This window comes from Rhizobium sp. Leaf453 (assembly GCF_001425605.1).
Classification (GTDB): Bacteria; Pseudomonadota; Alphaproteobacteria; order Rhizobiales; family Rhizobiaceae; genus Pararhizobium.
On record NZ_LMRG01000001.1, the window covers coordinates 64,785 to 89,503 of the forward strand.

Consider the following 24,719-nt stretch of genomic DNA (forward strand, 5'->3'; position numbering starts at 1 on the left):
CACCGCTACCCTCGTCATGCCACTACCGCGCTGCGGTCTCTCCGTGGAAATGACTCGCCAGTAAACAGCTTATCTGTCATGAAAACGCATGCCCATCAGTACGCGTCAATTTGTCGGCTCAACCCTCGCTTTGCTGACGATCGGCTTTTTCGCGCTCTGCGCAATCCTTGGCACGAACATCTGGCTGGGCGAGCGGGCACGCATCTATTCCCGTGAGGTCATAGAGGCGCGCGATGTCAAGGCGATCGCCGTCGATCTGCGGGGCGCACTGCAGACTGCGGAATCGAGCCAGCGCGGTTTTCTTTATACAGGCAACGAAATTTACCTCGCGCCTTATGGGCTAGCGAAGGAGCGAGCGCTGAAGGCTGCGGCGCAACTGCCGGACATGACGGCCTCCTACCCGTCGCTGCAGCCCGCTGTCTCCCGCCTCCTGACCACGATCTCGGACAAGATCGAGGAAATGGACCAACTTGTCCGCAACAAGCAGGATCGCGACGATGCTGCCGCGCTTGCGCTGGTCAGAACCAATCGCGGCAAGCTGTTGATGGACGAGATAAACCTTTTCACCAACGGCATCGTCATCGCTGCCGACGACCGTCTGGCCGAACTGGTTGGAGAGCAGACGGACAATGCACTGCAGCTCCGGCTGGTTTCCGTCATCGGCGGCATGGTCATCCTTGCCGTTGCCGCATTGGGGATCTTCACCATCGTTCGCTACACCAAGGAACTCAACCTCGCTCGCAACGAACTCACCTTCGCCAATGACCGGCTTGAGATGCGCGTTGCGGCACGGACCGAGGAACTCGCCATTGCCAATACCGAAATGCGCAACGCGCGCGATCGCGCCCGCGCTCTTCTGGCGGAGGTCAATCATCGCGTCGCCAACAGCCTGTCGCTGGTTGTGTCCCTGATCGGGCTTCAGGCGCGTACGCTGGAAAGCGCCAGCGCCAAGGCAGCGCTCGACGAGACGCGCGCCAGGGTACAGGCGATCGCGATGGTGCATCGCCGGCTCTACGACGATGGCGATGTCCGGGAAGTTGCTCTCGACGAATATCTGACCGGCCTGCTCGAGCAGTTCAAGACAACCGTGGAAGCCGCCGAGGGGATCACGCTGAAATATGAATTCGAACCGGTGCGGCTCAGGACCGATGCGAGCATCAATCTCGGCGTGGTCGTGACGGAATGGGTCATGAACGCATTCAAATACGCCTATCCCGATCGAAAAGGGGAAGTCCGCGTCCGGCTTGACGCCGATGGCAACGGCCTTGGCATCCTTCACGTCGAGGATGACGGGATTGGCCGAAGCGCCCAGGAAAAGCCCAAGGGCACCGGCGTCGGCACCCGGATCGTCAATGCGATGGCGTCCAGCATGGGAGCAACGATCGACTATGTGGCGGGATCACCCGGAACGATCGCCCGCTTTTCGTTTCCTCTTGCCGCCAGATGAGCAAAAAATCCTAGTTGTTCGCTCCAATTTGCTCCATAGCTTGGCGATCGGGGGGGAGCAAAGTGGGTACGATATTTCCAGGCATTCGCGGGGCCGCGCTGTCGGCCGCCGTTTTTCTCTGTGCAGGCGTGGGCCATGCGCAGACGCCCCTGCTTCCCGGTATCACGTCTCCCGTTGCTTTGCCGGCCTTTGAGCAGACGGCTCCTTCCTGCACCGCCCCACCAGGATTGCAGCGGCAGCTCGTGTTCTTTCAGGACAACGACCGGCAGTTCATGCAGGGTGTGCGTTTCGGGCTGGAAAAGGCGGCCGCAAAGCACGGTTTGAGCTTCGCGAACGAACTGGCCGACAATGACGCGGCGAAAATGATGGCCGGCGTCGATGCCGCCATCAAGGCGCATGCCGGCGCCATCATTGCAGCGCCCGTCGATGCGATTGGCCTGGCACCATCGCTGCAGGCCGCAATCTCGGCTGGAAGCTATGTCGGAACGGTGGTGCCGCCGCCAGCTGTCACGATCCTCAATGCGCCGCAATATCTGACGGGGGAACGTCTGGCGCTTGCCGCCGCCGACTACATTTCCCGAACGTTGAACGGGAAGGCCAATGTCGTCCTTCTCACCCATGACAGCCTGCAATTCCTGTCGCCGCGCTTTACGGCGATGCGGGATGTGCTCGGCAAGCTGCCCGGCGTGACGATCGTTGCCGATATTTCCCCCGCGACGGTCGATGCCGCGGGTGGCTACGAGACGATGAAGCTGATCCTTCTTGCTCATCCCAAGATCGATGTCGTTCTTGGCGCCGATACCGTTGTCATCGGCGCGCTGAAGGCATTGCGGGAGGCAGGGCTCGCATCCCCGCAACAGTTTCTGGGTGGCATCGATGGCGAGCCCGATGCGATCGCGGAATTGCGCGACAGCCAAAGCCCGTACAAAGTCAGTGTCAGCCTCGCCTCTCCCGTTTTCGGTTATGCGCTCGGTCATTACGCCGCTGACTGGCTGGAGGGGAAAAGCGTGCCGCAGGCGATGGATATCCTGCCCAAGGTACTGACACCGAGCAACCTGGCCAGCTACGAGGCTGACCTCAAGGACCCGGCAGCTGTTTTTTCCGACACCGGCAAGCACCGCGAATATCTAAGGGAATACGGCAACATCTGCTATGACAGCCGAGACCGCTTCATCAATTTCCCATGGTCATCGGACCGGTAAGGTCGGCCATGGGTGCCGGAGGTCGGTGTGCAATTGTGACTGGCCGCAAAAGCAATCCTGATTGTCCAACGATCATAGAATTCGCTTCATCCCCATCCCCTCAAGCCGCCAGCGGAGTCACCTCTACCGTCAGGTGCGAGAGGCCCGACACCGCAGCCAGTTTGTCCTTGTAGAAGGCCGGCGGGTTCGGATGGCGAGTCGCGATAGCGACGATCGCGGCGTTGTGACCGGGGCCGACCTGCCAGACATGCAGGTCGGTGATCGTCTCTTCCGGCGTTTCGATGCGCTCGCGGATCTCCATCTGCAGATCATCGACAGTGTCCGTCGCGTCGATCAAGATCAGGCCGGTCTGGCGGATCAGGCCCCAGGACCAGCGGGCGATGACCAGCGCGCCGACAATACCCATGGCCGGGTCGAGCCAAAGCCAGCCATAGAAACTGCCGGCAAGAAGTGCGAGGATGGCGAGCACCGAGGTCAGCGCATCGGCCATGACATGGAGATACGCGGACCGAAGATTGTTGTCGCGCGCCGGGGCATGGCTGTGATGGTGATCGCCATGGTGGGCGTGAGGGGAATAGCTGTGTGGCTGGCCATGGGCATGAGGCCCGTGCGCATGGCCGTGATGCCCGTGTCCACTGTGGGAATGGCTCCCGTGTGAATGTGCGCCATGCGCGTGGCCGTTATCGTCCTTCAGCAGAAAAGCTGAAACGAGATTGACGGCGAGGCCGACCACGGCGACGGCGATCGCCTGCGAGAAGCTGATTTCGACGGGATTGGCGAGCCGCAGCAGGCTTTCCCAAGCGATCACCAGCGCGATCAGCCCCAGGATGATGGCGCTGGCGAAGCCGGCGAGATCGCCAAGCTTGCCGGTGCCGAAGGTGAAGCGCGGATTGCGGGCCTGGCGCCGGGCATAGAGGTAGGCGAGCGCCGTGATCAGCATGGCGCCGGCATGGGTGGACATGTGCCAGCCATCGGCGACCAGCGCCATCGAGCCGTACAGGTTGCCAGCGACGATCTCCGCGACCATCATTGATGCCGTCAGCGCGATAACCAGCCAGACCCTGCGCTCGTTGCGTTGATGGCCAGCGCCGAGAAAGACGTGCTCATGGCCGAGATTTTCAGTGTGTTGTGTCATGGGGCAATCCTTCACATCATGCGCTCAGCGCACATAGGTCCGCAGCACGGCGGACAATTCATCGACGGCCTGCTCGCGTGCCGCATCGCTTTCTGCCAGCAGCACATGTTCGCGCAAGTGATCCTCCATCACCTCCCCCGTCAGCCCGTTCAGCGCGCCTCGGATAGAGGACAGGAGTTGCAGGATATCGCCACACGGCGTCTCCGCCTCCAGCGCCCGTTCGACGGCTTCAAGCTGGCCCTTCAGACGGCGCACCCGGGCCAGAAGTTTGGTCTTTTCGCGATAAGTATGGGACATAGGCTGCCTCGAAAATAATATAGGGGGGTATACTATAATGTCATGGATGTGAGAAGCCTCTTTCGGATCAGCTTCCTCCGGAAACCGTGCCCGTCCTAGACACTTCCTTTAGGGACGGCGGATATGATCGCGGCGGGGTAGAGACCGTCTCGCGTTCCCGAAGGGCCGTTCCATGAGTTCCGATCTGCATATTGGCAAGGCCGAGTTGCTGAGCGCGCTGAGCTACGCGCTAGACCTGACCGAAGGCCAGCCGGAGGGACACGGGGTGCGTTGCTGCTGGATCGGGATGAATATCGGCCGGGCGATAGGCCTTGCGCCGGATGAGTTGAGCGACCTTTATTATACCCTGCTTTTGAAGGATATCGGCTGCTCCAGTAATGCGGCGCGTATCTGCCAGCTTTATCTGACCGACGATCTGGAATTCAAACGCGACGCCAAGCTGCTGGACGAAAGCCTGCCGCAGGTGCTGCGCTTCGTGTTGTCTCATACAGGCTTGAAGGCCGGCCTCTCCGAGCGGTTCCGCTCGCTGGTGACGATCTTTACCACCGGCGGCGAGATCGCTCGCGAACTGATCGAGACCCGCTGCCAGCGCGGCGCCGAGATCGTCCGGATGATGCGGTTTTCCGAACGGGTGGCGTCCGGCATCCTCGATCTCGACGAATACTGGAACGGCAAGGGCAAGCCGGTGGGGCTGAAGGGCAAGGAGATCGCGCTCAACGCCCGCATCGGCCTGATCGCGCAGGTGGTCGACGTGTTCCACACCAGCGCAGGCCAGGTGGCTGCGAAAAAGGAAGTGGCGCGCCGGGCGGGCACATGGTTCGATCCCGATCTGGTGAAGGTGTTCGGGAAGATTGCCGAGGACCCGGCCTTCTGGGCGACACTCGCCGCCCCTGACCTCAAGGAGACCGTCATCGCCATGGCCGGTGACGAGGACACCGATGGGATCGACGAGGACTATCTCGACGATGTGGCGGCGGCCTTTGCCGAAGTAGTGGATTCGAAAAGCCCGTTTACTAGCGGCCACAGCAAGCGTGTTGCGCTGTTCACCGACATGATTGCCGAGGAAATGGGGATCGGAGAGGAACAGCGGCGCTATTTGAAACGCGTGGCGCTGCTGCACGATATCGGCAAGCTTGGCGTTTCCAACCAGATCCTCGACAAGCCGGGCAAACCCGATGACAGCGAATGGACCTCGATCCGCAGCCATCCGGCGCTGAGCGAACAGATCCTGTCGAAGATCACTGCCTTCAAGGACCTGTCACGCATCGCCGGCGCTCATCATGAGCGGCTGGATGGCAAGGGCTATCCGAACGGTCTTCGCGGCGACGAAATCTGCCTGGAAACACGCATCGTCACCACAGCCGACATCTTCGATGCGCTCACCGCCGACCGCCCCTACCGCGCCGCCATGCCGGTGTCGCAGGCGCTCGGCATCATGGAGCGCGATATCGGCACGGCACTCGATCCCGACTGTTTTCGCGCGATCAGCAACGCCATGCAAAGGTTGGAAAAGGCCGCGGCCTAAGCTCCTAAATCAGGCCTTGGCCATCTCTCCCACCATCTTGCCAATCTCGGCGAAGATGTATTCGAGTTCCTTCGCCGGTTTCGTCGCCTCGGCGATATAGGCGGTGATCAGGATCGGCCTGTTGGGCGATGGCCAGACGATGGCGACGTCGCCGATCGCGCCTGTGGCGCTCGTGCCGGTCTTGTCTCCCACCGTCCAGCCTTTCGGCAGCCCGGCGCGCAACCGCTTGTCCCCGGTCTTGTTGCCGACAAGCCAGGCGGTCAGTTGATCGCGCGACTTCTCAGACAGGGCATCGTCGAGCAGCAGCTTGCCCATGGTCGTCAGCATGGCGTGCGGCGTCGTCGTGTCGCGCGGATCGTCCTTCTTCGCCTCGTTGAGTTCGGGCTCGATACGATCGAGGCGCGTGACCTGATCATCGATCCCGCGAAGCCAGCGCGTTAGCCCCTCCGGCCCATCCATGCTGGCTAGCAGCAGGTTGGCCGCCGTGTTGTCACTGACAGTGACGGCGGCTTCGCACAATTCCGCGACGGTCATTCCGCCGTCCTCGGTGTGGTTCTCCGTCATCGGCGAATAATCGACGAGATCGGCCTTGGAATAGGCGATCTTGCGGTCGAGCCGTTCCTCGCCATTGTCCACCCGCGCAAGGATACAGGCGGCTGCCAGCATCTTGAAGGTCGAGCACATGGCGAAACGCTCGTCCTGCCTGCGGCCGAAGGAGATGTTCATCGCCACATCAATAACGGAGACGCCGAGCCGTCCGCCGGTCGCCTTTTCCAGCGCTGCCAGGCGGACATCCGCATCGTCTGTGGCCGCAAACGCACTGCCGGCACCGAATGTCATGGCCGGGAGCAGCAGGCTGGATCCGATGAGGAAAGTTCTGCGATTGAACTCTGACAGCATGCGCTCATCCTCCGCAAGAGATTCGTCGATTGCCGGCAAGCCCATGAAAAAATGGCAGAATATAGGTTCTGCGGCTGCCCTCTCCATGCCCCGGCGAACATGATCGGTAAGCATCGAATGTGGCGTCCTTTTGCCGGAATTGGGGCATGCGCGGATCTTGTTTTTGCCGCAGGCGTAAAGACGCCTTAAGATTCCGGTTGACAAATTTCCGGAAAAGGACAAATTGCCCGCCATGATCAGAACCGCGAACATCAACCGTTGGTATTTTACGCTGCTCCCATAGGCGCGGCTGTCTGATCTCGTTCAACAAGCCGCCATCAGGCGGCTTTTGTTTTGGACGGCACCTGATGGCGCAAAGCCATAAGGACCTTCGAAATGCTGCAGACCGCCATCCCCACAACTCTTCTCCATCCCGCGACACGTGCCCCCATGGTCACCATCCGCACCGCCAAGCAACGCGACCTTCCGGGCTTGCGCGAACTGATTGCCGAGCTTGCCGCCCATCATGGCGACGCCGCCGCCGTCACGCCGGAAAACCTCGAGCGCGACCTGTTCGGCCGCATGCCCTGGATCACCGCGCTTGTGGCGGAAGCCGGCGGCGAACTGATCGGTTACGCCATTCTCGTTCCGCTGTACCGCGCCCAGCAGGGTGCGCGCGGCATGGAACTGCATCATCTCTACGTTCGCGCCGCCCACCGCGGCACCGGTATCGGCCGTCACCTCGTCGCCAAGGCCCGCGAACAGGCCCGCATGGCCGGCGCAACCTACCTCTCCGTCAGCGCCGCCACCGGTAACTTCCAGGCCCACCGATTCTATGAATCAGAGAACTTCATTCCCGGTCCGGTGACCGGCATGCGCTATCTGCAGACGCTGGCCTGATCCAAAACGAATGACGCCTGCCATCGCATCCCGGCTTCTGCAGCAGCCGGTTGATGCTTGGCAGGCGATATTCGATGAACCGTGTCGGCTCAGGCGACCTTCGAACTCGCCGGCAGGTAGCGCGCAGCCGGCCTGGCATTCGACAGTTTCTCAGACATCGCCCGGCGGGCGGTCTCATAGGCGGACCAGTCCTTCTCATCCTGAAGAGGCGGGATTGTCACGACCTCACCGAGATCGAAGCCGACCAGCGCGGCATCGACCAAATCAGCCGAGGTCATGACCCAGCTTTCCGGCAGGTCCGAATGGTGCATGCCCGCGACCTCCCAGAATTCCGTCGCCGTCGCACCCGGCAAGACGGCCTGCACGCGAATACCCTTGTCGGCGAGTTCATGCTGAAGCGACTGGGTAAGCGCCAGCACGAAGGCCTTGCTAGCACCGTAGACGCCGTTGAGGATTTCAGGGGAGATCGCAACGATAGAGGCGATATTGATGATCGCGCCCGCGCCCCGTGCGACAAAGCCCGGAACGGCCGCATAGGTCAGCCGCGTCAGGGCTGTCACGTTGAGATCGATCATCCGGGTCATCGCGCCGATATCCGACTGGATCAGCGGCGTCACCGCGCCGACACCGGCATTGTTGACCAGCATCGTGATGGTGGCATCGTCTCGCAGGAGGGCCTCGATGCGGGCGACATCGGCTGGTTCACCGAGATCGGCGACAACGGTCCTCACGGCCCGGCCCGTCGCCTTCACGGCGGCGTCGGCAACCGTCTGAAGCCGTTCGGCATTGCGGGCGACCAGGATCAGGTCGTAACCGCGCCGCGCCAGCCGATCCGCATAGATGGCGCCAATGCCGCTGGATGCGCCGGTGATCAGCGCCGTGCCCTTTGTCTGATGTTCGCTCATAATCATTCTCCTGCTTGAAAGCGTTTATGTTGAGAAAGACCATACGCTTGCCGATTGATGTCTCAAATGTCATAATAACGGCGTTTTAGGACGCAGGAGAAGACATGCGCAATATCGGATTCATCGTGCACCCCGGTTATTCGCCGATGGGTTTTGCCGTGATCACCGCCTTCGAGATCGCCAATCTGGTATCCGGTGAGCCACAATATGAGTTGCATCTCCTGTCAGTCACCGGCGGCCCGGTGCGCACGTCGATCGGTTTCTCGGTCGAGACCGAGCACCTGTCCGGCCGGCATTTCGACCTGTTGATCGTCGGCGGCGGGATGGAGGATGCCAGGCCGGAACTGATCGACTTCATCCGGGCGGCCCCCGCCCATTGCCGGCGCATCGCCTCGACCTGCACGGCAGCCTTCGTGCTTGCCGAAGCCGGCCTGCTCGACGGCAAGCGCGCGACCACGCACTGGATGCGGGCGCGCGAACTGCAGGCGCGTTTTCCCAGGGTGAAGGTCGAGGAAGACCGGATCTTCATCAACGATGGCAATGTCTGGACATCGGCGGGAATGACCGCAGGCCTCGATCTCGCCTTGGCCTTGATCGAGGACGATTTCGGGGCAGAGCTTGCCCGCACGGTGGCGAAGAAACTCGTCATGTATCACCGCCGCGCCGGCGGCCAGTCGCAATTCTCGACGCTCCTGGAACTGGAGCCGAAATCCGACCGGATCCAGAAGGCGCTGACCTATGCCCGCCGCAACCTGGCAAACCGTCTCAGCGTCACCGAACTTGCCGAGGCCGCCAACCTCAGCCCGCGCCAATTCAGCCGTGCCTTCCAGTCGGAAACCGGGCAGTCACCGGCCAAGGCGATCGAACTGATGCGACTGGAGGCCGCCCGCATCCTGATGGAGGACAGCCGCCACTCGATCGATGTCGTTGCCCAACAAACCGGCTTTGCCGACCGCGACCGCATGCGCCGCGCCTTCCTGCGCGGTTTCGGGCAACCGCCGCAGGCGATGCGCAGACTGGCGCGAGGCACGGCGGATGAGGTCGTGGAGGGGTGATGTTTTGAGATCGTTGGCCTGGTAATCCGCACCAAGTTGAATTATACACACGAGTGTGTATTGTCATTCAATGTTGAGCTCGGACATTATATCCGTCCTGAAAAAGGATGGCTGGATCGAGGTGGCGCGAAAGGGCAGCCACGTGCAGTTTAAGCATCCGAGTAAGCCCGATCGTGTCACGGTTCCGCATCCCAAACGCGATATTCCGATCGGGACGCTCAAGAGCATCGAAAAACAGTCCGGACTGAAGCTGAGGTGACGCCATGCGCAATTATATCGGGTTGATCCACAAGGAAGCCGCCAGTGACTACGGCGTGTCCTTCCCCGATTTTCCCGGTCTCGTTTCCGCCGGGATTGATCTCGACGATGCGCGGCGGATGGCGGCCGAGGCACTGGCTTTTCATCTCGAAGGTCTCCTGGAAGACGGGGAAACAATTCCTGAACCTTCCAGCCTCGAAGCAATCATGGCAGACGGGGACAATCGGAGCGGCGTTGCCATTCTCGTCGAGACCAAGGTCGAAACCAGAAAGGCGGTACGGGTCAACGTGACGCTGCCGGAAGATGTTCTTCGCCGGATCGACAGTTTTGCCGAGGCCAACGGCCTGACCCGCTCAGGCTTCATTGCCCGCGCGGCACTGCACGAGATCGCCCGCGAAGACGCGGCTTGAAAATTCACTCCACCGCCGGCACCGCCTTCAGATAAGCCGCGATCGCCTCCCGGTCGCTGGCTGAAAGCTTGGCCATGTTCCGCTGCACCTCGACCATCGAGCCGCCGACGGAATCGAATTCCGGCGTGAAGCCGGTTTCGAGATAGCTGGCTATATCGCCTTCGCTCCACGAACCGATACTCTTCGACCCCGGCGTGATGTTGGGAATACGGCCCTCGCCTTCCGGATTGGGCGCACCAGCCAGCCACTGCGCACTCTCGAAACCGCCGAGCGCATTGCGCGGCGTGTGGCATTCGCCGCAATGGCCTGGGCCCTCGACCAGATACTGGCCACGGGCGAGCTTCGGATCGGTCGTATCGACCGTCACGCGCGACTTGTCGGTGAAGAACAACAGCTTCCAGCCGCCGAGCGACAGGCGGATGTTGAACGGAAACGGCAGGTCGTGCGGTGGGGCGACATTGGCGCTTTTTGGCAGGGTCTCCAGGAAGCCCCAGAGATCGTTGATGTCCTTCGGAGACATCCGGGCATAGGAGCCATAGGGGAAGGACGGATAGAGATGCTCGCCGTCCTTGCCGACGCCGCGCGTCATGGCATTGCCGAAATCGGCGAGCGTCCAGCTGCCGATCCCAGCGGTTTCATCCGGCGAGATATTGGGGACGTGGAAAGTGCCGAAAGGGCTTTTAAGCGGCAGGCCACCGGAAAGCACCAGTTTGGCGGCATCCTCGGATTTCGGCGCCGCGTGACAACTCGTGCAGCCGCCAGCCCAGAACATCTGTTCGCCATTGGCAAGATCCGGCTCACCGAGATTGTCCCAATGCGCCGCGGGCCATGGTTCGGGCTTGGTCAGGAACCAGCCGCCGGCTGCGGCCACGACGCCGAGGAAAACCACGGTGGATACCAGTCTTCGAACCCGCGCGCCCATGCATGTCTCCTGCCGTCGGGATTATACTGGATCAGGCGCACCGGCAAAATGCCGGGCGCCTGATCAATCATATTCGGGGAGGATCAGCTCTATCGCTACTTCTTGACGCGATAGAGCTCGTGGCAGGCACCGCAATCCTTGCCGAGCATGCCGGCCGCAGCACCAACGGCAGCCTGATCCGCCGGAAGCTGCGCCAGCAGCGTATCGGCGTCAGTGCCGAGCTTGGCGGCATGAGCCTTGAAGTCGTCCATGTTTTCCCAGATCTTCGGGCTTGCTTCCGAATTGGCGTCGGAGCCGGCCGGGAACTGATCCGGGAAAGCCTTGATATTGGTGCTGATCGTCGTCAGCGCCGTCTTGAGCACTTCGGCGTCATAGGGCTTCTCGCCCTTGGCGATGCCCGCGATGGCACCCATCGAGCCGCCGATCTGCTTCATCAGCCCTTCACGGACCTTGACCGGATCATCCGCGGCGATAACGGCGCTCACACCGCAGCCTGCAATCACGAGTGCCGTCAGTATTGTTTTCAGCTTCATCAAAGTCTCCAGCTCTGGCGAGACGCCGCCCGGATTCGGCAAGCGGGTTCTCTCAATCGATGCGCCGGCATGATTGCATTTTGCGTTGGCGATGAAAGTAACATTTTTTTGAGATCGAATTTATTTCAGCCGTTGCAACGGCTTGATTTAACGGGAGTATTATACTCATGTTATTTTCGATCAGCCTGGCGTCACCCATCCGTGCCAGGCCGTCAGCGCCGCCACGATGATCAGGACGACGCCGACCGTCTTGCCGACGATTGCAGTGGCGCGCGGGCTTGCAACGATGACATCTCGACTGCGTCCAGCCGCCAGCGCCAGGCCGCCATAGACGGCGAGTTGCGTCACCGAGATCATGATCGCCATCACCAGCACCTGCGACCAGAGCGGCCCGAACTGGGGTTTGAGGAACTGCGGATAAACAGCCAGCATGAACAGATAAGCTTTAGGATTGAGCAGGCTGGTCATCGCCCCCCGGCGAAAGCTGGTCCAAAGCGACAGCCGCGCGCCCGGCTCCACCGACGCGATGGCGATACTGCTGCGGGCAAGGGATATGCCGATCCAGGCGATATAGGTGGCGCCGGCCAAAAGCAGGACGTTGAATAGCTGCGGCACGAGATGCAGCAGGAAACCCACGCCAAGCGCCGCATAAAGCGTGTGGAAGATGCCGCCCGCCATGATGCCCGCCGTCGCCGTCAGGCCGGACGCGCGCCCGCCGGTCAACGCGTTGGCCATGACGAAGACCATGTCCATGCCGGGCACGATGATGATGCCGAACAGAAGGGTGAAGAAGAGCCAGAGATTTTCCGCGTAGGTCATGTCAGTTGTCCGTCGTTGAAACTGCGTGATGGCAGTGGTGCAGCGCTTGTTTTTCAAGCGCTTTCGGACATTCTATAGCTTGCCCCAACTGACAGGGTTCTGTCAGGAGCGTTTACCCGGCGCCATCATTCGGCAGGAAAGGCATCCCTTTGCGCAAGGCCTCGCGATTGTTTGAGATCATTCAGATCCTGCGGCTTTCGGCGCGGCCGGTCACGGCGGCGGAGATTGGCGAACGACTGGAGGTGACGGTGCGCTCCATCTACCGCGATATCGCTGCCCTTCAGGCGATGCGTGTGCCGATCGAGGGCGGGCGGGGTATCGGCTACATCCTGCGCCCCGGCTTCGACCTGCCGCCGCTGATGTTTTCGATCGAGGAAACCGAGGCGATCGTGCTGGCGCTGGCGCTCCTGGAGCGCACCGGCGACGACGAACTGAAAATGGCCGCCAAGCGCGTCAACCAGAAGATCGCCGGTGCCATGCCGGCACCTTTGCGCCAGACCCTGCAGACGAAGGCGCTGCACGCCTGGGGCACGATCGCGCCGCCGTCGTCGGGCCTCGACCTTGCTTTGGTCCGCCGGGCGATCCGCGACGAACGCAAGCTGCTGATAGACTATCGCGACGAATTCGGCCGCGCCACCGAACGCACCATCCGTCCGCTGGCACTGATCTACTATTCCGCGACGGCCGTCATGGTCGGCTGGTGCGAATTGCGCACCGCCATCCGCAACTTCCGCGCCGATCGTGTGGAGGCTTGCGAACCGCTGGACGAGCATTTTCGTGGTGAAGGTGACAGGTTACGGGACGCGTGGATGCGCGGGTGGACGGTGAATGGCGGGGTGGAGATGGAATCCTAGACGGTGCCGATCGCCAAATAGAAGCCATCTGACCGATGACCATGCGCCGATAGAATTCAAACGCTCCGGACATGGAACGGCTGTGCCGTTTTCGCGGCACAGCCCTTCTCGTTTCATGCGCGAGTTACTGGCCGGCCGCCGCGTTTGCCCGGGCCTTCCGCTTTTCGTAGCGGGCCTGCATCAGAGCCTCGCCTTCCTTCGTGCCGTCATGCCAGGTGCCGAACCATTTGTCGAAGGGCACGAGACCGTCGCCGTAGTTCACCTCGAAGAACTTGTGGTGCAGGTAATGGGTATAGGCATGGCTGTCCATCGCGGCCTTTTCACCCAGTTCGATCTTGTCGAAGCCGATATGGCCGACCACGGCACCGAAGCCGGAATAGTGCAGCTGGTAGATCATCAGGATCGGGTTGGACGGGATGACGATGTGGATAAGCGCCGATGAGAAATAGAGCAGCTGTTCGACCGGATGCATCGACAGCGACGACCAGGGCGACGGGTTGACCGAGTTGTGGTGCACCGAATGGATCCAGCGATAAAGCGGTCCCCAGTGGATCAGCCGGTGGATCATGAAGAAATGGGCTTCGTGATAGACCGGCATGACGAGCACAATGGCGATGAGATACCAGGGGTGATCGGCAAAGCTGACCCAAGGGCCGTAGCCATTGGCCCAGGCCCAGAGCATACCGACCTCCAGCGCCGTCCAGATCGGCACGCCGGTCGAGAATGTGCGGATGATGCCGTCGAGGTTCTGGCTGTTGAACAGGAAGGCCGGGCTCTTGTGTTCGCTCGGGAAGCGGCCATTGTATTTGAACCGGTTGCCCTGCCGGCGCAGGATATAGAGCCGCAGTTCGAACGAGCCGTAGAACAGGAAGACGGCGATGCAGTTGACGATGAACAGCCGGGCGATCCATTGCCAGCCCGGTGTCTGCATCACCGCCGCTTCGGGTATGACCAGATACCAGTAGGCGAGCGCCGAGGCCGCGAAGATCACATTCCACGGCAGAAAATAATGCGGCAGCCATTTCAGGAATTCGAGCGGCCGGGGCGGCAGGCGGAAGACAGGAGCGGTTTCGATCCGGCCATCCGGAGCCCAATCTCCGCGCTTGTTGCGCTTGCCAAAGGTCGTGTCATCCATGGTCGTGTCTCCGTCAGAGCGATTGCGCAAGGGTGGTGAAGCGGTCGAAGGAGGTGTCGTCCATGTCCACCTGATGCTTCGGTTCGGGATAGGTGCCGCTTTCGACATCGGCAGCAAAGGCGCGGAAGGCGTCGATGCGCTTCGCCTGCAGGTCCGCCATCAGAGTGACAAAATCGGCATAACGCTTGACGTGTCGGGGATAGTGGCCGGCATGGGTGCCAAGCACATCCGACGAGAACAGGTATTGCGTATCGCAGACCGGGCCACAGCCCATGCCCATGGTGATCAGCGGCGTGCGGCGGGTGATGTAATCGGCGAGCCTGACCGGCACCACCTCGACCTCGATGGCGGCCGCACCGGCGTTTTCCAGATCCTTGACCGAGCGCAGCACGCGCAGCGCCTCCTCCGGCGTCTTGCCGATGGCGCGAAAATTGGTCCAGGTCGCGCGGTTGGGCACGAGACCGACATGGCCGGTGACTGGAATGCCCTCACGCGCCATCGCCTCGATGAAGAAAGGCGAGTGGGAACAGTAGATCGAGTCGGCACCGCGCTTGAGCATCTGGAAGCCGAGCCCGATCGCCTCTTCCGGTGAGGCGATGGCGCCATGCGGCATGCCCACGGAAAGGAAAGCAAATGGCGCAGCCGACCGGATACCTTCGAGATGATGATCCGGCTCGCAGGAGAGAATGGTGATGTCGCAGGCGACGGCCGCTGCCGCCTCCTCGGCATTATCGACATGCAACTGCAGCCATTTGCGCCGGCCCTTCAGGCTCTGCAGGTCGTAAACCGTCGTCCGTCTTGTCATGATGCCTCCCCCTCGTTTTGGCAAGCATCATAGGATTCCGACCCTGCCGGGTCCGCTTCTATACTGATCAGATTTGATCAAAGCCGAAACCTCAGAGATTTTCCGCAGTGATCGTGACAAACCGGATGGGATCATTCGCCACGCTTTCGGCGATCAGGCCGAGGCGGGAGAGCATAAGGTCGATGGCGCGGCGTGCCTGGGCTTCCGGCGCCTGGTCGAGAACCACCGACATCACGCCCTGGCGCAGCGCTTCCGCGCTGCGCTGGGTCAGTTCATGGCCGATGAAGAAGATGTCGCGCCTGCGCGGATGTTTGCGCAGCACGGCCGACAGCGAGGCATTGGCGCCGCCGGAATTGTAGAGGCCGACCATGTCGGGCCAGCGGTCAAGCGCTTCGAACAAACGGTCGGTGCTATCGGCGGCATCGTCGCGGCCGAACAGGGTGGCAGCGAAATTCAGCCCTGCCCGCGGTTTCTCCGCGAAATAATCGGAAAAACCGCGGATACGGTCGCGATGGACTGAATAGATCTGGCTGTGACAGAGCGCCACGACCGTACCGGACGCCGGTTGCATGCACGACAGGAAAAGACCGGCGGTGCGGCCGGCGGCATAATTGTCGATGCCGACATATTCCGCCGCCACGCCTTCCGCCCTCGTGACGATCTGGATGACAGGCACCCCTTCCCCCGTGACTTTGGCAAGGGCGGCGCGGATCAACGGGTGGTCCGGGACGGCGAGGATAAGGCCGGCGCGGCGGGCCTGCGGATTGGCGATCCGCTCGGCGATCGCCTGCGGATCATGCTCCTTCAGAAACACCCGCTGGATGGAAACAGACGCATCAAGCGTGCCGCCAATCCGGCCGAAAGCGTCGGAAAGGCGAGCGAAAAACGTCGTTTCGGGCCGTACCAGGATAACGTCGATGCGCAGGATGCCCCGGTGAAGCTCCGGCAACCGGCGCGGATAATCGAGCGCACGTGCCGCCGCGATCACCTTCTCGGCCAGCGCCGGGCGCACGCCGCCGCGCCCGTTCAGAACCCGCTCGACGGTCGCGGTACCGACGCCTGCTGCTCGAGCGATGTTCTGGAACGTGGGTTTTACGATGATCGCCTCGGACGATTGCGGGTTTGAACAGCCAAAATAGGCAAAGGCACGGCCGGCACAAGCCGTCATCGCCGCCTCTCGCGCTCGGAACCATCACGCATTGACTCCCGAGAGGACAAATGCAATACTTCACCATATGGCGAAGTATTTGACATCCAGCATGGACCGCACGTTCTCGGCACTTTCCGATCCGACCCGGCGCAATATCCTGATGCGGTTGGAAGGAGAACCGGGCCTGTCGGTCAGCGAAATTGCACGACCACTGTCCCTGAAACTGCCCGGCCTGATGAAGCATCTGGACGTTCTGACAGATGCGGGGCTGATCACGCGTATCAAGACCGGCCGCACCGTCTCGGTGCATCTGTCGGCAGGCCCGATGCAGGAAGCGATGGACTGGCTGCGGCGCTACGAGCAACTGTGGACGGTCAGCCTCGATCGACTCGTCGCGCTGGTGGAAGAGGATGAGGAAGAATGATGAAACATCTGCCGAGCGTGACCATCGTACGCAGGATCAAGGCGTCCCCGGCCCGGGTATTCAAGGCGATCACCGAGCCGTCGCAGATGCTGCAATGGTGGGGGCCGGATGCCGGGCCGACACTCAGCGCGGAAGCTGATGTGCGGCCGGGCGGCCGCTTCAGTGTCGTGTTCCGGCTGATGAACGGCGACGAGCACAATCCGACCGGCGTCTACCAGGAGGTCATTCCCGACAGAAAGCTGGTCTTCACCTGGGAATGGCCGGAAATGCCGGAACGCGAGTCATTGGTCACCTTTCTGCTGGAACCGATCGACGGCGGTACCGAGCTGACGCTGATCCACGCCAATCTTCCCGACGACGAAGCGCGCGAAAGCCATGAGGCCGGCTGGAGCGGCCTGCTCGACAAATTGCCTGTTTTTCTGGGAGAAGAGATATGAGCGACCTGATCCTGACGACCTATGACTGGGTTCCCGACATGCCGCGCGGCTTCGTTCGCGACATTCGTGTACGCTGGGCGCTGGAAGAAGCTGGCCTAGCCTATCGCGTCGAAAGCGTTCCCTTCAAGGATCGCGGGCCGGAGCATTTTTCGCACCAGCCGTTCGGGCAGGTGCCGTGGCTGATCGATGACGGCCTCTCGATCTTCGAAAGCGGCGCGATCCTGCTGCATCTGGCCGAACGCAGCGACAAGTTGATGCCACCTGATCCACGCGGCAGTGCCGAGGTAAAGGAATGGCTGTTTGCGGCGCTCAATTCCGTCGAGATGGCAAGCCTGCCTTGGTCGCTGCTCAAGTTCATGGGCAAGACCAGCGACACGCCGGGCTGGACCTTCCTCGACGACTTCCTGCACAAGCACCGGCTGAAGCACATGGAAACGGTACTGACGGACCGGGAATGGCTAACCGGCGGATTCAGCGTCGCCGATATCCTGATGGCCGACGTGCTGCGGCTGGTCGATCGCTTCGACGGCTTGGCCGACTACCCCGCCTGCCGCCGCTACGTCACCCGCGCCACCGACCGTCCGGCGTTCACCAAGGCGCATGCCGACCAGATGGCACATTTCGCGGCTGCGGATTGAGGGTACAGCCATCATCCTCACGCAATCGCTGATAGGCTTGCAATTTCGAACGCGGGCGAAAAGCCGGGCCTGAATCAGCTGTCAAACACGCGAAAACGACAGCGCCCGGCTCTCTTCCCGCCCGAAACCCTTGATCTCGATACGGTCCTCGAACAGTTCGACGATCGCGAAGGTGTTCTGATCCGGCGTATCGACCATGCCCTTGAAGGTCACAAAGGGACGGCCCGCGACCTCGCCGAAATTGCCGTCGTGATTATGGCCGCAGAAATAGCCGCGGAAGCAGGAAAAGCCGGTGAGCAAATCTATCAGTCGCTGGCTGTCCCAGAGGTTGTGACGGTTGGGCGGGAAAATCGGGTAATGGCAGAGGACGAGAACGGATTCGCCATCGGCTTCCGCGTTTTCCAGAACACCGGACAGCCAGGTAAATTGTGCCTCGCTCAGCGATCCGTTCCAGGGATGGGCATTGATCGCGCCTTCGGCCTGCAGTGTCCGCAGGCGTTCGGCGGCGAGCATAGAGCGCGGATCGCCGGCAGGCGCGGAAAAGACGCTGACATCGTTGCCATCGAGAATGACGAAGCGCCATTGACCGATGGCAAAGTCGTGATAGGCCGAGGGCATGGACAGGCGGCCGGAAACCTCGCCCAGATGCTTCGGCGCCACGGCGAAATCATGATTGCCGAGCAGGAAATGAGTTTTGTGGCGCAGCGTCCCATAGACAGAAAGGATGGCGTCGAAATTCTCCCAGCCACGATCGATGATGTCGCCGAGCGTGATGACGAAATCGAGATCGGTCGCGTTGAACGCATCGACCGCCTCGGACAGCTTGGCGAGACTGGCGGCATAATACCGGTTCATCACCTCATCCGGCTCGATATCGGCATATTGTGGGTCGGCAATGATGCCGAAGCGGAGAATGGGATTTTCTGTTGTCATGGCGGCTGGATAACGGGTCTGCGTGACGGTTTGGTGACGCCACTCCTGTTCGACGGGATCAGACATTTGGGTATCGAGACCAACAAAAAACCCGGCATCGCTGCCGGGTTTTGATGTCCAGTGACCGGAGCTTACGCGGCTTCGTAAAGCTCGAGTACGTAGTCCCAGTTGATCAGGCTGTCCACGAAGGCTTCGAGGTACTTCGGACGGGCGTTGCGGTAGTCGATGTAATAGGAATGCTCCCAGACGTCGACGCCGAGGATCGGCGTTGCGCCGTGGACCAGCGGGCTTTCGCCGTTCGGGGTCTTGGAGATTTCCAGCTTGCCGCCCTTGACCGAGAGCCAGGCCCAGCCGGAGCCGAACTGCGTCGTGCCGGCAGCGATGAAGTCGGCGCGGAACTTGTCGTAGCCGCCGAGATCGGACTTGATGGCCGCGTCGAGCTTGCCCGGCAGTTGCGTGCCGCCGCCGCCCTTCTTCAGCCACTTCCAGAAGTGCAGGTGGTTGTAGTGCTGGCCGGCATTGTTGAACAGCGGCTGGTTGGTGCCGTAGGACTTCTTGACGATCTCTTCGAGCGAGAGGTCGGCAAGGCCGGCTTCTTCGGCAAGTTTGTTGCCGTTGGTCACGTAAGCAAGGTGGTGCTTGTCGTGGTGATACTCGAGCGTTTCGCGCGACATGTAGGGGGCGAGCGCATCGTAGTCGTAAGGCAGGTTCGGCAATTCGAAAGCCATGTGGTGTCTCCTCTGCTGGCGGGGTTCATGAAAGCCGGGTTGGAATTCATGACGGAAATCTGTGAGCCGGAACATAGGGACCACCGCCGCAACAGGCAACCGGGACCATGCCAAATTTCGCCACAGGCTTGGAAAATAGTTCCCGGCCACGATTGTTCCATTCATCCGCAGCGGCACAGAATGGACACGATCCTTCGACAAGGTCACATCCGACTCGCCCGCAATCAAAATCCAAGGAAATCCAATGCCTTTTTCCAAACGCTTCGCCGCGATCCCGCTTCTTGTTGCCGGCCTGCTGCCAGTCGCCGCCCTCGCCTCCTCGGATGACGCCTGGGAGGCGATGCGCGCCGATGTCTCGGCCAAATGCCTGGAGGCAGCCGCCGGCTCGATCGAGGCACCGCAGGCTGTCGTCGATCCCTTCGGCTCGGAAAGCTTCGGCCTCGCGCTTGTCAGCGGCAAGCCGAAGGGCGCCGAAGGAAAGGTCAGCCAGATCTGCGTCTACAACAAGCAGACGAAAGCCGTGGAACTCGGCGGTGAACTGACCGAGGACATGCTGAAAGGCGAGGCGCAGTAAGGTCGGCAAAATGACGCTCATAAAATGACACCGGGACAATCCCGGCGTTGATTTCGGCCTGGCATGCCGTCACAGATGGTGGATCATCAGTCGCACATGAGATCCCCATGCTGTTTCACGGCCTGTCCGCCTTTCCGATCACGCCCATGGACAGCGAGGGGCGCGTCGATACGTCAGCGCTGAAAGTCCTGCTGCAACGGATCGACACGGCCGGCGCCGATAGCGTCGGCCTGCTCGGCAGCACCGGATCCTACATGTATCTCCCGCGAACCGAGCGGCGGCGCGCCATCGAGACGGCGGTCGATTGCCTCGGCGGCCGCACGCCCCTGATCGTCGGTATCGGCGCGCTTCGCACCGACGATGCCGTGGCCTTCGCCCGCGATGCGCGCGATGCCGGGGCACAGGGCCTGCTGATGGCGCCGGTCTCCTATACACCGCTGACCGACGACGAGGTCTTCGAGCACTATGCAACGGTTGCCAGGGCGATCGGCCTGCCGCTCAGTGTCTACAACAATCCCGGCACCACCCATTTTACCATCGGCAATGCGCTGCTGAACCGGCTTGCCGGCGTCGAGACCATCGTCGCGGTCAAGAACCCTGCCCTGTCCGCCGCCGACATGGTTGCCGCGCACCGGGCAACGCAAGCCGCAGTCCCCGCCGGTTTCGCTGTGGGCTATAGCGGCGACTGGCTGGCCGCCGGCGCCATCCTTGCCGGTGGCGTCACCTGGTACAGCGTCATCGCCGGCCTGCTGCCGGAACCCTCGGTGAAGCTGATGCGCGCCGCGCAAGCCGGTGACACGGCGGAAGTCGAGCGCATCAACGGCCTGTTCGAACCCTTCTGGGCGCTGTTTCGCGAACTGAGCAGCTACCGCGTGGTCCATGCCACGGCCAACCTGCTCGGTTTAAGTTCACATCAGCCGCCACGGCCGATGTTGCCGCTGGCGGAGAACGAGCGAGGCAGGCTGGAGGCGGCGCTGGAGAGTTTGGCGGGGGTGTGAGGCGTCCCGATTTTACGCGATAATTTTCAGGCGATATGCGGGCGGGAGACCGCATTTGAGACCTGATCGAGAAATCTGCAAGCTGAAGACCTGCATTCTATAACCTTTCGCTGGCGCCACCGAACGAGAATAAGCCCGCAATCGAGGGAAACAGAGAACGGCGAACCGGTTCGCTCGATGCTGACGCAGCCTGCTTCGGCATGGATGCTTGACGGGCTGACAAATCGAAAGCCCGCTCGGCCTCCGAGAGGAGTTCATCGTTTTCGACATGAAACTGATATTGCTGACCCATGGCATTCCCCTTTCCGCGAGGTTGATGAACGAGACAGGTGCAGGATTGTTCCGTCAGCGGGGGTATTCACAACATTGGCACCCGGAGCACTCGTCCAGTTAGAGCCATCTACAGCAATGCACGCGTGCCCCCAACAAACCCCATTGCGCAACCATCCGGAACAGACCAAACTCCCGACGGGTCGCCTCCGGCATATTGCGCCGGACTGCATGGCCCCGCTTGATTTGCATGCCCATCAATATCCGAGACATCCATCATTCAGGGGGACTTTCATGGCCAATCCGTTGTCCACGCTGGGCATCGTCCACACTGTCATCAGCCTCGTGCCGGTCGTGGCCGGGCTCTATTCCTTTTCCAAATATGCGGCGATCATTCCGAAGACCAATTCGGGGCGAATCTATGTGATCACGCTGTTTCTCTCGGCCATCACATCCTTCGGCCTGTCGAGCACCGGCGGCTTCAATGCCGGCCATGCGATCGGCATTCTCGCCATGCTGGCGGCGGTCTTTTCCATTGTGATTGCCCAACTCGGCTGGTTCGGGCGGCTGAACCGCTACCTCCAGGCGCTGTCGATGTCGTTCACCTTCTTCCTGCTGATGGTGCCGGCCATCAACGAGACACTGTCGCGTTTGCCGCCGTCGAGCCCGATCGGCAACGGTCCGGATTCACCGCCGGTGCAGACGGTGACGGCCATATGGGCTTTGCTCTTCCTTGCCGGCATCTGTCTGCAGGCCTGGATGATGCATCGGCGCTCTGGCACGCCGGGGCTCGCCGCGTGAAGTCAGCCGTATGATCAAAGGCGCCGGGAACCCGGCGCCGTCGTCCGGCGTTGACGTGCATCCAACCTCCAAGGAGAGTGACGATGGAGTTTCATCGCGGGCGGCTGATCGATCATGTGCATCTGCGCGTCAAGGATCTGGCCGCGTCGAAACGCTTCTACCGGGCCGTGCTCGCTACCGTCGGGGTCAACATCCAGCATGAGAGCGACACGGCCTTCGCCGCCGACGAGCTCTATGTCGATGCCGCCGACGACTATGTCACCCACCTGCATCTGGCGTTTCAGGCCCGGACCCGCGAGGACGTCCACGCCTTCCATGCGGCCGGCCTTGCCAACGGCGGCACCGACAATGGCAAGCCGGGCGAGCGCCCCTATCATCCCGGCTATTACGCCGCCTTCATCCTCGATCCCGATGGGAACAATATCGAGGCGGTGCACCACGGTCCAAACGTACGGTCCGCCGTCGATGTGACCATTACGCCCACATGATCGCGAGGCGCCGGCAGGCTGGCCATGCCAGCCTTCATTTCGCCGGGATTTTAATGGTTTGTTAAGCCACGACAAACCGGGAACATCCATATGGCGCTGGGCGCATCGCATCGCTTGCAGGACGGGATCGAAGCCGTCGAGACCATGACCCGCTTCGCGCTTGCCGTTCTGGCGCTGGCGTCTGGCGTCTATACCTATCTCGGGGTCCGCTCGATCCTCGATGGTTCTGCGACAGCCGTCTTCTTTGCGGCACTGATCTATTCCTGCGCCGTGTCCGTCGCCATCTATGCCTTCTGGACCTACATGGCGCGGTTCTATCCGCATATTGTCGGGGCCGCGAACCGTACGGCCATGCTCGGCATCATGGCGCTCGGCTGCATGATGATCATTGCCATGGCAAGCTGGCTGAATGCCGCGGCCCTTGCCGGGTCGGCGGCGCTTGAGCAGCATCTGGCCGAAACGGTGGAGGACTACACCGCCGATCTCGACAAGGCGCACCAGAATGCCCTTGCCGCCCAGAGCCTGTTGCCCGACATCCAGCGCACGTCCGAACGCTTCCAACGGCTTTCCGACCAGGAGCGCGAAAGCGGCGCGCTGACCGGAACGACCGGCGCCGGCAGCGTCGTACAACTGCTCGGCCAGATGGCTGCCCAGCTGAAAGAGCTGGAAACCGGCATCACCGCCTCGCGCGAGCGCGTCGCGACCCTGTTCGGTGAAGGCCAGGCGCATCTCGCCACCATGCGCGGGCTGGTCTCCGCCCCCGGCGCCATCGATCCGCGCGCCGACCAGTTCGCAGCCGAAGTCGTGGCGCTGACCGGCACAATCACCGCGCTGGAACAGACCTCGATCGCAGCCTCGGTGAAACGCGCGGCCGAAGACCTGTCGCTCGGCTTCATCGCCCCGGTAGCAAGCGGCCTGGAGGCCGATCTCGCCAATCGGCAGGACCAGGTGATGGAGACCATCCGCACATCGGTTGCCGCCCAGTCCAAGGTGCTGTCGGAAGCCGCCGACCAGATCCTGACGCGCGAGCCGGTCGGCGAGCGGCGGTTCGTGCCCTTGTCCTCGGCCGCTGCCGTCTTGCGCTATGCCTCCGATTTCATCCCGAGCTGGGCCGGCGCCATCGCCATCGACCTGTTGCCGGCTGTGCTGGTCTTCATGCTGTCGATCGCCCATGGCGCGCTGCGGCGACAGGAACAGAGCCTGCCCTTTGCCGAGCGGATCACCGCCGCCGAACTTCTGGAAGCGCTCGAAGTGCAGAAGGCGCTGCAGCGCAGCGGTGTCGAGATAGACACGGCGATCGCGGAAGCCGAGGCGCGCGACCAGTCCAACATCACCAGCCTCGATCTCTCCGGTAAGGGGCCGCGCAAATGACGGCGCAGGCGCGGCTGCAAGGGTATGGACAGCGGTTGAAGACCTATCTGCTGTCAGCCGATGACGGCACGCTGATGCGCCACGCTTTCCAGGCGCTGCTGGCCGCCTCGGCTGTCTTCATCGTCATCGACTGGAACGAATTGAGCGCGACCGGAGACACCGATCCCAACTTTGACGTGACACAACCGCAGACCACGCCCATCCTGCCGCCGGCGCTCACCAAAGGTGAGCCGGACAATGCGCCCTCCGAGATCACAGCCGATCCGCAGGTTCTGAAACAGGCGATCCGTTTCGAACTCAGGCCGGGTGGCATCCTGACCGCGCAGGGGTCGATCGAACCGGGTGCTGCGGCTCGTTTCGCGGCGGAGATCGAGGCGCGCGGCGAATATGTGAAGGTTGTCGAACTGGACTCGCCTGGTGGCTCGGTCGCCGACGCGCTCGCCATGTCGAAGCTGATCCGCGAGAAAAAGCTGGGCACGAAGGTTGCCTCCGGCGCGCTCTGCGCCTCATCCTGCCCGATCGTTATGGCGGGAGGCATCACCCGCGCGGCCGACAAGGGCGCCGTCGTCGGCGTGCACCAGATCTTCAACGGCTCGACAGTGAAGCTTTCGGCTGAGCAGGCCATGTCCGACGCCCAGCGCACCACCGCCGATATCAACCGCCATCTCGAAACCATGGGCATCAAGTCCGGCGTCTGGCTGCACGCGATGGAGACACCGCCGGACCGGCTGTATTACCTCACGGCCGAGGAAATGAAGGATTTCGCGCTGACGACGGACGATGCGAAAACGGCTGATGCAAAGCCGTAGGCACGGCCCGAGCACCG

General features: G+C 61.8%; 30 protein-coding genes. 17 read left to right on the forward strand and 13 right to left on the reverse strand.

Going from position 1 to position 24,719, the window contains the following annotated elements; genetic code table 11:
* The first annotated feature begins 88 nt into the window (after positions 1-88).
* Positions 89-1,447 carry a sensor histidine kinase gene (locus ASG68_RS00325; RefSeq protein ID WP_062576053.1) on the forward strand — a complete coding sequence of 453 codons (1,359 nt, stop codon included), beginning with the start codon at positions 89-91 and terminating at the stop codon, positions 1,445-1,447.
* 62 nt (positions 1,448-1,509) lie between these two features.
* A complete protein-coding gene (locus tag ASG68_RS00330; protein ID WP_244484062.1) occupies positions 1,510-2,649 on the forward strand; it encodes a sugar ABC transporter substrate-binding protein in 1,140 nt (379 codons plus the stop codon).
* Positions 2,650-2,749: 100 nt separating this feature from the next.
* Here the strand turns inward: ASG68_RS00330 and dmeF are convergent, their stop codons facing one another.
* Both dmeF and dmeR read right to left on the reverse strand, forming a co-directional pair.
* Entirely contained in the window at positions 2,750-3,784 is a 1,035-nt protein-coding gene (gene dmeF / locus ASG68_RS00335) for a CDF family Co(II)/Ni(II) efflux transporter DmeF (protein WP_062609094.1), read from the reverse strand.
* 24 nt (positions 3,785-3,808) lie between these two features.
* The gene (dmeR, locus tag ASG68_RS00340) at positions 3,809-4,081 is read right to left on the reverse strand and encodes a Ni(II)/Co(II)-sensing transcriptional repressor DmeR (RefSeq protein ID WP_062576051.1); all 273 of its coding nucleotides are present in this window, start codon (positions 4,079-4,081) and stop codon (positions 3,809-3,811) included.
* 172 nt (positions 4,082-4,253) lie between these two features.
* Here dmeR and ASG68_RS00345 point away from each other — a divergent pair, with 172 nt between their 5' ends.
* Positions 4,254-5,606, forward strand: a complete 1,353-nt coding sequence (locus tag ASG68_RS00345) for an HD-GYP domain-containing protein (RefSeq protein WP_062576050.1) — start codon at positions 4,254-4,256, stop codon at positions 5,604-5,606.
* A gap of 9 nt (positions 5,607-5,615) precedes the next feature.
* Here the strand turns inward: ASG68_RS00345 and bla are convergent, their stop codons facing one another.
* The gene (gene bla / locus ASG68_RS00350; RefSeq protein WP_062576588.1) at positions 5,616-6,506 is read right to left on the reverse strand and encodes a class A beta-lactamase; all 891 of its coding nucleotides are present in this window, start codon (positions 6,504-6,506) and stop codon (positions 5,616-5,618) included.
* Between the two features lie 375 nt (positions 6,507-6,881).
* Here bla and ASG68_RS00355 point away from each other — a divergent pair, with 375 nt between their 5' ends.
* Entirely contained in the window at positions 6,882-7,385 is a 504-nt protein-coding gene (locus tag ASG68_RS00355; protein ID WP_062576049.1) for a GNAT family N-acetyltransferase, read from the forward strand.
* 89 nt (positions 7,386-7,474) lie between these two features.
* On the opposite strand, the gene ASG68_RS00360 is transcribed toward ASG68_RS00355, so the two are convergent.
* On the reverse strand, positions 7,475-8,290 hold the full coding sequence (locus tag ASG68_RS00360) for an SDR family NAD(P)-dependent oxidoreductase (RefSeq protein WP_062576048.1): 816 nt from the start codon (positions 8,288-8,290) through the stop codon (positions 7,475-7,477).
* Between the two features lie 104 nt (positions 8,291-8,394).
* Here ASG68_RS00360 and ASG68_RS00365 point away from each other — a divergent pair, with 104 nt between their 5' ends.
* The 3 genes from ASG68_RS00365 (at position 8,395) to ASG68_RS00375 (ending at position 10,013) form a co-directional block, all read left to right on the forward strand.
* The gene (locus ASG68_RS00365; protein WP_062576047.1) at positions 8,395-9,345 is read left to right on the forward strand and encodes a GlxA family transcriptional regulator; all 951 of its coding nucleotides are present in this window, start codon (positions 8,395-8,397) and stop codon (positions 9,343-9,345) included.
* Between the two features lie 70 nt (positions 9,346-9,415).
* Entirely contained in the window at positions 9,416-9,604 is a 189-nt protein-coding gene (locus ASG68_RS00370) for a type II toxin-antitoxin system HicA family toxin (protein ID WP_062576046.1), read from the forward strand.
* 4 nt (positions 9,605-9,608) lie between these two features.
* Positions 9,609-10,013, forward strand: a complete 405-nt coding sequence (locus ASG68_RS00375) for a type II toxin-antitoxin system HicB family antitoxin (protein ID WP_062576045.1) — start codon at positions 9,609-9,611, stop codon at positions 10,011-10,013.
* Positions 10,014-10,017: 4 nt separating this feature from the next.
* On the opposite strand, the gene ASG68_RS00380 is transcribed toward ASG68_RS00375, so the two are convergent.
* The 3 genes from ASG68_RS00380 to ASG68_RS00390 all read right to left on the reverse strand — a co-directional run bounded on the left by ASG68_RS00380 (position 10,018) and on the right by ASG68_RS00390 (position 12,287).
* Entirely contained in the window at positions 10,018-10,935 is a 918-nt protein-coding gene (locus ASG68_RS00380; protein WP_062576044.1) for a c-type cytochrome, read from the reverse strand.
* Between the two features lie 95 nt (positions 10,936-11,030).
* Positions 11,031-11,468 (reverse strand): c-type cytochrome, encoded by a 438-nt coding sequence (locus tag ASG68_RS00385; RefSeq protein ID WP_062576586.1) that lies wholly within the window; start codon positions 11,466-11,468, stop codon positions 11,031-11,033.
* Positions 11,469-11,648: 180 nt separating this feature from the next.
* A complete protein-coding gene (locus tag ASG68_RS00390; protein ID WP_062576043.1) occupies positions 11,649-12,287 on the reverse strand; it encodes a LysE family translocator in 639 nt (212 codons plus the stop codon).
* A gap of 149 nt (positions 12,288-12,436) precedes the next feature.
* Here ASG68_RS00390 and ASG68_RS00395 point away from each other — a divergent pair, with 149 nt between their 5' ends.
* Positions 12,437-13,141, forward strand: coding sequence for a helix-turn-helix transcriptional regulator (locus tag ASG68_RS00395; protein ID WP_062576042.1), 705 nt, complete (start codon positions 12,437-12,439; stop codon positions 13,139-13,141).
* A 124-nt stretch (positions 13,142-13,265) separates the two neighbouring features.
* Here ASG68_RS00395 and ASG68_RS00400 read toward each other — a convergent pair whose 3' ends face one another.
* From ASG68_RS00400 to ASG68_RS00410, 3 genes are all read right to left on the reverse strand, one after another.
* Positions 13,266-14,276, reverse strand: a complete 1,011-nt coding sequence (locus tag ASG68_RS00400) for a sterol desaturase family protein (RefSeq protein ID WP_062576041.1) — start codon at positions 14,274-14,276, stop codon at positions 13,266-13,268.
* Positions 14,277-14,289: 13 nt separating this feature from the next.
* Positions 14,290-15,081: a 3-methyl-2-oxobutanoate hydroxymethyltransferase gene (locus tag ASG68_RS00405; RefSeq protein WP_062576040.1), complete on the reverse strand. Its 792-nt coding sequence runs from the start codon at positions 15,079-15,081 to the stop codon at positions 14,290-14,292.
* Positions 15,082-15,172: 91 nt separating this feature from the next.
* Entirely contained in the window at positions 15,173-16,180 is a 1,008-nt protein-coding gene (locus ASG68_RS00410) for a LacI family DNA-binding transcriptional regulator (RefSeq protein ID WP_062576583.1), read from the reverse strand.
* Between the two features lie 148 nt (positions 16,181-16,328).
* Here ASG68_RS00410 and ASG68_RS00415 point away from each other — a divergent pair, with 148 nt between their 5' ends.
* Genes ASG68_RS00415 through ASG68_RS00425 form a run of 3 tightly spaced genes read left to right on the forward strand, consistent with a single transcriptional unit; the run spans position 16,329 to position 17,730 of the window.
* Positions 16,329-16,655: an ArsR/SmtB family transcription factor gene (locus ASG68_RS00415; protein ID WP_244484063.1), complete on the forward strand. Its 327-nt coding sequence runs from the start codon at positions 16,329-16,331 to the stop codon at positions 16,653-16,655.
* Complete coding sequence (locus ASG68_RS00420) at positions 16,655-17,092, forward strand: SRPBCC family protein (protein ID WP_244484064.1); 438 nt, start codon at positions 16,655-16,657, stop codon at positions 17,090-17,092. Before ASG68_RS00415 ends, ASG68_RS00420 begins: the two co-directional genes overlap by 1 nt.
* Positions 17,089-17,730 carry a glutathione S-transferase family protein gene (locus tag ASG68_RS00425; RefSeq protein WP_062576037.1) on the forward strand — a complete coding sequence of 214 codons (642 nt, stop codon included), beginning with the start codon at positions 17,089-17,091 and terminating at the stop codon, positions 17,728-17,730. Before ASG68_RS00420 ends, ASG68_RS00425 begins: the two co-directional genes overlap by 4 nt.
* A gap of 81 nt (positions 17,731-17,811) precedes the next feature.
* Here the strand turns inward: ASG68_RS00425 and ASG68_RS00430 are convergent, their stop codons facing one another.
* Together ASG68_RS00430 and ASG68_RS00435 are read right to left on the reverse strand one after the other, a co-directional pair.
* The gene (locus ASG68_RS00430; RefSeq protein ID WP_062576582.1) at positions 17,812-18,663 is read right to left on the reverse strand and encodes a metallophosphoesterase; all 852 of its coding nucleotides are present in this window, start codon (positions 18,661-18,663) and stop codon (positions 17,812-17,814) included.
* A 131-nt stretch (positions 18,664-18,794) separates the two neighbouring features.
* On the reverse strand, positions 18,795-19,391 hold the full coding sequence (locus tag ASG68_RS00435; protein ID WP_062576036.1) for a superoxide dismutase: 597 nt from the start codon (positions 19,389-19,391) through the stop codon (positions 18,795-18,797).
* Positions 19,392-19,635: 244 nt separating this feature from the next.
* Between ASG68_RS00435 and ASG68_RS00440 the strand changes: the two genes are divergently transcribed.
* Together ASG68_RS00440 and ASG68_RS00445 are read left to right on the forward strand one after the other, a co-directional pair.
* Positions 19,636-19,965: a hypothetical protein gene (locus ASG68_RS00440; protein WP_062576035.1), complete on the forward strand. Its 330-nt coding sequence runs from the start codon at positions 19,636-19,638 to the stop codon at positions 19,963-19,965.
* Positions 19,966-20,072: 107 nt separating this feature from the next.
* Positions 20,073-20,963, forward strand: coding sequence for a dihydrodipicolinate synthase family protein (locus ASG68_RS00445; RefSeq protein ID WP_062576034.1), 891 nt, complete (start codon positions 20,073-20,075; stop codon positions 20,961-20,963).
* Between the two features lie 97 nt (positions 20,964-21,060).
* Here the strand turns inward: ASG68_RS00445 and ASG68_RS00450 are convergent, their stop codons facing one another.
* Entirely contained in the window at positions 21,061-21,255 is a 195-nt protein-coding gene (locus ASG68_RS00450) for a hypothetical protein (protein WP_062576033.1), read from the reverse strand.
* Positions 21,256-21,527: 272 nt separating this feature from the next.
* Between ASG68_RS00450 and ASG68_RS00455 the strand changes: the two genes are divergently transcribed.
* The 4 genes from ASG68_RS00455 (at position 21,528) to ASG68_RS00470 (ending at position 24,702) form a co-directional block, all read left to right on the forward strand.
* A complete protein-coding gene (locus ASG68_RS00455) occupies positions 21,528-22,034 on the forward strand; it encodes a hypothetical protein (RefSeq protein WP_062576032.1) in 507 nt (168 codons plus the stop codon).
* A gap of 83 nt (positions 22,035-22,117) precedes the next feature.
* Positions 22,118-22,522 carry a VOC family protein gene (locus ASG68_RS00460; protein ID WP_062576031.1) on the forward strand — a complete coding sequence of 135 codons (405 nt, stop codon included), beginning with the start codon at positions 22,118-22,120 and terminating at the stop codon, positions 22,520-22,522.
* A gap of 90 nt (positions 22,523-22,612) precedes the next feature.
* On the forward strand, positions 22,613-23,893 hold the full coding sequence (locus ASG68_RS00465) for a hypothetical protein (protein ID WP_062576030.1): 1,281 nt from the start codon (positions 22,613-22,615) through the stop codon (positions 23,891-23,893).
* A complete protein-coding gene (locus tag ASG68_RS00470) occupies positions 23,890-24,702 on the forward strand; it encodes a hypothetical protein (protein ID WP_062576029.1) in 813 nt (270 codons plus the stop codon). The genes ASG68_RS00465 and ASG68_RS00470 overlap by 4 nt, the downstream gene beginning before the upstream one ends.
* Positions 24,703-24,719 lie beyond the last annotated feature (17 nt).

What these genes read in the sequence shown, in the direction of transcription:
- ASG68_RS00325 (WP_062576053.1), top strand. Translation starts at nt 89, where the DNA reads ATGCCCATCAGTACGCGTCAATTTGTCGGCTCAACCCTCGCTTTGCTG.
- dmeF (WP_062609094.1), bottom strand. Translation starts at nt 3,784, where the DNA reads ATGACACAACACACTGAAAATCTCGGCCATGAGCACGTCTTTCTCGGC.
- dmeR (WP_062576051.1), bottom strand. Translation starts at nt 4,081, where the DNA reads ATGTCCCATACTTATCGCGAAAAGACCAAACTTCTGGCCCGGGTGCGC.
- ASG68_RS00345 (WP_062576050.1), top strand. Translation starts at nt 4,254, where the DNA reads ATGAGTTCCGATCTGCATATTGGCAAGGCCGAGTTGCTGAGCGCGCTG.
- bla (WP_062576588.1), bottom strand. Translation starts at nt 6,506, where the DNA reads ATGCTGTCAGAGTTCAATCGCAGAACTTTCCTCATCGGATCCAGCCTG.
- ASG68_RS00355 (WP_062576049.1), top strand. Translation starts at nt 6,882, where the DNA reads ATGCTGCAGACCGCCATCCCCACAACTCTTCTCCATCCCGCGACACGT.
- ASG68_RS00360 (WP_062576048.1), bottom strand. Translation starts at nt 8,290, where the DNA reads ATGAGCGAACATCAGACAAAGGGCACGGCGCTGATCACCGGCGCATCC.
- ASG68_RS00365 (WP_062576047.1), top strand. Translation starts at nt 8,395, where the DNA reads ATGCGCAATATCGGATTCATCGTGCACCCCGGTTATTCGCCGATGGGT.
- ASG68_RS00370 (WP_062576046.1), top strand. Translation starts at nt 9,416, where the DNA reads ATGTTGAGCTCGGACATTATATCCGTCCTGAAAAAGGATGGCTGGATC.
- ASG68_RS00375 (WP_062576045.1), top strand. Translation starts at nt 9,609, where the DNA reads ATGCGCAATTATATCGGGTTGATCCACAAGGAAGCCGCCAGTGACTAC.
- ASG68_RS00380 (WP_062576044.1), bottom strand. Translation starts at nt 10,935, where the DNA reads ATGGGCGCGCGGGTTCGAAGACTGGTATCCACCGTGGTTTTCCTCGGC.
- ASG68_RS00385 (WP_062576586.1), bottom strand. Translation starts at nt 11,468, where the DNA reads ATGAAGCTGAAAACAATACTGACGGCACTCGTGATTGCAGGCTGCGGT.
- ASG68_RS00390 (WP_062576043.1), bottom strand. Translation starts at nt 12,287, where the DNA reads ATGACCTACGCGGAAAATCTCTGGCTCTTCTTCACCCTTCTGTTCGGC.
- ASG68_RS00400 (WP_062576041.1), bottom strand. Translation starts at nt 14,276, where the DNA reads ATGGATGACACGACCTTTGGCAAGCGCAACAAGCGCGGAGATTGGGCT.
- ASG68_RS00405 (WP_062576040.1), bottom strand. Translation starts at nt 15,081, where the DNA reads ATGACAAGACGGACGACGGTTTACGACCTGCAGAGCCTGAAGGGCCGG.
- ASG68_RS00420 (WP_244484064.1), top strand. Translation starts at nt 16,655, where the DNA reads ATGAAACATCTGCCGAGCGTGACCATCGTACGCAGGATCAAGGCGTCC.
- ASG68_RS00425 (WP_062576037.1), top strand. Translation starts at nt 17,089, where the DNA reads ATGAGCGACCTGATCCTGACGACCTATGACTGGGTTCCCGACATGCCG.
- ASG68_RS00430 (WP_062576582.1), bottom strand. Translation starts at nt 18,663, where the DNA reads ATGACAACAGAAAATCCCATTCTCCGCTTCGGCATCATTGCCGACCCA.
- ASG68_RS00435 (WP_062576036.1), bottom strand. Translation starts at nt 19,391, where the DNA reads ATGGCTTTCGAATTGCCGAACCTGCCTTACGACTACGATGCGCTCGCC.
- ASG68_RS00440 (WP_062576035.1), top strand. Translation starts at nt 19,636, where the DNA reads ATGCCTTTTTCCAAACGCTTCGCCGCGATCCCGCTTCTTGTTGCCGGC.
- ASG68_RS00445 (WP_062576034.1), top strand. Translation starts at nt 20,073, where the DNA reads ATGCTGTTTCACGGCCTGTCCGCCTTTCCGATCACGCCCATGGACAGC.
- ASG68_RS00450 (WP_062576033.1), bottom strand. Translation starts at nt 21,255, where the DNA reads ATGGGTCAGCAATATCAGTTTCATGTCGAAAACGATGAACTCCTCTCG.
- ASG68_RS00455 (WP_062576032.1), top strand. Translation starts at nt 21,528, where the DNA reads ATGGCCAATCCGTTGTCCACGCTGGGCATCGTCCACACTGTCATCAGC.
- ASG68_RS00460 (WP_062576031.1), top strand. Translation starts at nt 22,118, where the DNA reads ATGGAGTTTCATCGCGGGCGGCTGATCGATCATGTGCATCTGCGCGTC.
- ASG68_RS00465 (WP_062576030.1), top strand. Translation starts at nt 22,613, where the DNA reads ATGGCGCTGGGCGCATCGCATCGCTTGCAGGACGGGATCGAAGCCGTC.
- ASG68_RS00470 (WP_062576029.1), top strand. Translation starts at nt 23,890, where the DNA reads ATGACGGCGCAGGCGCGGCTGCAAGGGTATGGACAGCGGTTGAAGACC.